This window comes from Methanotorris formicicus Mc-S-70 (assembly GCF_000243455.1).
Classification (GTDB): domain Archaea; phylum AGJL01; class Methanococci; order Methanococcales; family Methanococcaceae; genus Methanotorris; species Methanotorris formicicus.
The window spans coordinates 1-4,459 of record NZ_AGJL01000079.1 but is presented as its reverse complement, the minus strand read 5'-3'; the positions used below and the strand labels follow the sequence as shown (position 1 = coordinate 4,459).

4 protein-coding genes are annotated in these 4,459 nt (G+C 30.2%); 3 read left to right on the top strand and 1 reads right to left on the bottom strand.

Annotation, left to right across the window (positions count from 1 at the left end):
- Nucleotides 1-271: 271 nt before the first annotated feature.
- Nucleotides 272-1,417 (bottom strand): pyridoxal-phosphate-dependent aminotransferase family protein, encoded by a 1,146-nt coding sequence (locus METFODRAFT_RS09130; RefSeq protein ID WP_007045324.1) that lies wholly within the window; start codon nt 1,415-1,417, stop codon nt 272-274.
- A 174-nt stretch (nt 1,418-1,591) separates the two neighbouring features.
- On the opposite strand from METFODRAFT_RS09130, the gene METFODRAFT_RS11660 reads away from it, so the two are divergent.
- From METFODRAFT_RS11660 to METFODRAFT_RS09765, 3 genes are all read left to right on the top strand, one after another.
- Entirely contained in the window at nt 1,592-1,768 is a 177-nt protein-coding gene (locus METFODRAFT_RS11660) for a hypothetical protein (protein WP_007045323.1), read from the top strand.
- Nucleotides 1,769-1,836: 68 nt separating this feature from the next.
- Nucleotides 1,837-2,517 carry a nucleoside recognition domain-containing protein gene (locus METFODRAFT_RS09125; protein ID WP_245528997.1) on the top strand — a complete coding sequence of 227 codons (681 nt, stop codon included), beginning with the start codon at nt 1,837-1,839 and terminating at the stop codon, nt 2,515-2,517.
- A 334-nt stretch (nt 2,518-2,851) separates the two neighbouring features.
- The coding region (locus tag METFODRAFT_RS09765; protein WP_143762696.1) for an outer membrane protein assembly factor BamB family protein at nt 2,852-4,459 on the top strand (1,608 nt) is incomplete at its 3' end.

The window sequence follows — 4,459 nt, the reverse complement described above, 5'->3', positions numbered from 1 at the left end:
ACTTCTCTAAAAATCGTTTAAATTCGAATTAAACATCTAAAATCTTTTTAAATTTTAAAATATTTTTTACCTATTGGGGAAAATCTAAAATAATTATTACCAATTCCCTAAATCCAAAAATCTCAATAAATTCATAAAACTAAATACTCAAATTCTTTAAAATAGACTGACCTTCGAAATTCGATAAAAATCTACAAAATCAAAAATAACCCTTTAAAAATAAATTAAATAAAAAAATAAAAACTTTTAGCGAGAGAGGTATAAAGTTAAATTATCCCATCAATATCTCTTCCGCCACTTCTACCCCATTTTCTACTTTTACACCCAATTCCTTAAGTGCCATTTCAATAGCCCCTAATGTTGCTAATATGTGAATTTCTTTAGCAGTTCCCATATGCCCAATTCTGAATATCTTTCCAGTTAGGTGTGCTTGCCCTCCTGCTATAACTACATTGTATTTCTTTGATAACAATCCTCTAAATTCTTTATCTTTAACACCCTTTGGTAGATATGCTGAGGTAACGGTTACTGACCTTGCTCTTTCTTTTGCAAACAATTCAATACCCATTGCCTCTAAACCTGCTGTTGTTGCCTTTGCTAATTTTTCATGTCTTTTGAATCTGTTTTCCAAACCTTCTTCCAAAACTAAGTCCAATGCAACATTCAATGCATATATTAATGAAACTGCTGGTGTGTATGGGGTTTGCTTTTTCTCATTGTATTTCTTTTTGTATTCTTCAAGATCTAAGTAGAGTGATTTCTTCTCAGTTTTCTCAATAACTTCCCATGCTTTCTCGCTTACAGTTATTGCACTCAATCCTGGAGGAGCGGCGAGACATTTTTGTGAACCAGTTACACAAATATCAATGTTGAATTTATCAACATCAACATAATCTCCCCCCAATGATGAGACAGTATCAACAATATACAATGCATCGTAATCCTTAACTATCTCACCAATATCTTTAATTGGATTTCTGGCCCCTGTTGAGGTTTCATTGTGGACAATTGTAACTGCTTTGATGTCATCATGTTTATCTAAGATTTCTTTAACTGCCTCTGGTTCTGCCATGTCCCCCCATTCGTTCTCTAACTTAATACTCTCTCCTTTGTATGCCAATGTTATCTTTGCAAATCTGTCTCCAAAGTTTCCATTTACAATGTTCAATACCTTATCCCCTTTATCGATAACATTCAAAATTGCCATATCCATTGCTGCTGTTCCTGAACCAGTTATTATAAATGTGTCGTTTTTTGTTTGAAAGACCTTTTTCATTTTTTCTGTTGTATCTACAAGTAACTCTCCAAACTCTCCTGTCCTATGCCCAATAATTGGCAAAGCCATTGCATTCAAAACCTCTGCAGGAACCATTGTAGGTCCTGGAATCATTAAAAGTTTTTCAGTATCTATTTTCATGACGCATCCTCCTGATATTTATTATTTATATTTTTAAAATCAATTCAATTTTATGCATCAAAAATATATAATTTACTATTAAACATTTCAAAAGATTTGAATACATAAGTTTTAATTGATTTTAAATACTTGTTATTACAAAATCCCGTTATATGAATAAAATAGGGGGATGTTATGGATATCCTATCTTATTTATCCAGAATAATTGTCCTTTCATCAGTTGGAATCATTGCTGCTGGAATTGTAGAAGAAACCAATCTACTAAGTAAAATCAAAAAAATAACAAAACCACTGTGTTTAATATCAAACTTACCAGAAGAGTGCATAACAGCATTACTGGGAATTTTGTAAATCCAACTGTTGGGAAATCAATGCTCGCTAAATTTTATAGGGACAAGAAAGTGAGTGGCAGGGAGGTTATGGTGACAGTGATAATAAGTCCCTTACCCATAATTTTGGGGGAGAGTGTTTTTAGGGTTCAATTACCTCTTGCCATTGTTATACTTGGATATAAGTTGGGAACTACATATGTTCTTTTAAATATTCTTTCTGGATTTTTGCAGGCATTTATTGGGATTTTATACGCAAATATATTCTTTAAAAGGAAACCGATACATATAAGCAATAATAACAATGAAAAAATAGTATTTAACAAAAATGTTATAATAAAAGGCATCAAAAAATCCATAAAAATATTAAAAAAAGTCATTCCAATGATTATAATCTTTACATTCTTAATAAGTGCCTTAATAGAACTTGGTTTAATAGAAATCGTTAAAAAATTATTTTCTCCAATATTAGGAATTCTTAATTTGCCCGGTGAGGCAATAACTGTATTAATTGCAAATTTTGCACATTTCTCTGCTGGATATGCCACGGTTGACATCTTAATGAAAAATGGTGTGTTAAATGAAAAACAAGCGTTAATAACACTACTTATTGGAAATATAATTGGGGTAACGATGATATACCTAAAACACTCTATTGGAACTTACGTTGCATTGTTTGGTAGATTTGGCTTAAAGTTGGCAATGGTAAATTATATGGTTAGTATTATGGTTAAGATATTATTGATAACCATGGTTGTTATTCTCCTATAGGGCTATTTAGTATGCAAAATTCTTCTAAATTAAAATAACAAGGGATCTAAAATGAACATAAACCGAAAAATAAAAATATGTGGGGCATATAAGATAATATGAGTTATTAAACTGTCAAATATTTAAATAAGTTTAGTTAATTTTGTATTTTTCGCCAAGTTAAATGTAACAAAATTTATAATTACTATGTGATTAAATAACTATACTAATTTAAGTTGTGTTGTTAAACAAACTAAATTAAATTTTTGGAGTATTGTTACTTTATTTTGCTTAACAAAACCATATGACAAACAATATATATACCCACTAGATTATATAGTTTTATTGTGATATTATGTTGATGGAGGGGCTTGGGCTAATTGTAATAATAGCCGCTATTGGTTTGATTGTATTGTATTTGTACACAAAGCGCACAACTACAAAAAAACCAAAAATAGATATAGTGGAAAAAACACATGAGGAACCAGTTAAAGTAAAAAAGGTAGATGGAGTTAAAACCAAAGTTACTAAAACTGAAACAGTTGAAACTGAAACAGAAAAACGAATAACCGAAACAGAAAAAAAACAAATAATTAATGAAATTGATGATTTTACTGATTTTAAAGAAGAATTTAAAGATGAAGTTAGAAGATATTTAAACAAAAAGATTCCAGAATATGGTTTTGAGAATTTTGAGAAAGATATCAATAGGAGGTTTAATCGATTTTTTAAGAGAGAGTTTGATAAATTTTACAAAGAAGATAAAAATATGCAGGATTTATTTGAAAAGTTTGTGGATGGAGAATATATCTTTGATTTGGACATTTGCAAAGGGAAAATTAAAAAAATCGTAGATGAGTTTATTTTTATGAAAACTGATTATATTAAGGATATTTTAAACGACATTGAAGAGATGGGGAAAAATTACAAAAATATCTACAAGAAATATAAAAACGTTTTTGATAAATGTGATTTTTTGAGAGAGGCATATGCTACTAAATTAGTTGAATTAGTCGATTTGGATAATTTAAATGAAATTTGGGAATTTGTAAAAAATATCAATTTAAATGTTGATATTCGTGAGAAAATAAAAAGGGCAAAGATTGAAGAACTTAGAGAGGATAATATAAAAACAGCATCCATAAAGGAGGATATTGTAGTTTTAGGTTGTAGGGAAGGCTATACATACGCATTAGACCTTAAAACAGGTAAAAAAATTTGGGAATTCAAAGCAGAGTTTGATGTATGGACTACATTAATAAAAGATGATATTGTAGTTTTAGGATGCGGGGGAGGGTACACATACACATTAGACCTTAAAACAGGTAAAAAAATTTGGGGATTTATAGCAGGATATGGTGTATGGACAGCATCTATAAAAAATGATATTGTAGTTTTAGGTTGTAGGGAAGGCTATACATACGCATTAGACCTTAAAACAGGTAAAAAAATTTGGGAATTCAAAGCAGAGTTTGATGTATGGACTACATTAATAAAAGATGATATTGTAGTTTTAGGATGTTCATTAACAGGGGATTCTACATACATACCAGTTTATGCATTAGACCTTAAAACAGGTAACAAAATTTGGGAATTCAAGGTAGAAAGTAGTGTAGAAACAGCATCTATAAAAGATGATATTGTAGTTTTAGGTTGTAGGGGTGGACATACTTACGCGTTAGATCTTAAAACAGGCAATAAACTTTGGGAATTTAAGGTAGAATGTAGTGTAGAAACAGCATCTATAAAAGATAACGTTTTAGTTTTAGGATGTTCATTAACAGAAAATCTCCTTTCCAAGTACGCTCCAGTTTATGCGTTAGATCTTAAAACAGGCAATAAACTTTGGGAATTCAAAGCAGAAGATTGGGTAAACACAACAACTATAAAGGATGATGTTGTAGTTTTGGGATGTAGAAATGGGCAAATTTATGCGTTAGATCTTAAAACAGGCAATAAACTT

Bases quoted from the DNA above. Each gene is read 5' to 3' on its own strand.
- METFODRAFT_RS09130 (WP_007045324.1), bottom strand. From the start codon at position 1,417: ATGAAAATAGATACTGAAAAACTTTTAATGATTCCAGGACCTACAATG.
- METFODRAFT_RS11660 (WP_007045323.1), top strand. From the start codon at position 1,592: ATGGATATCCTATCTTATTTATCCAGAATAATTGTCCTTTCATCAGTT.
- METFODRAFT_RS09125 (WP_245528997.1), top strand. From the start codon at position 1,837: ATGGTGACAGTGATAATAAGTCCCTTACCCATAATTTTGGGGGAGAGT.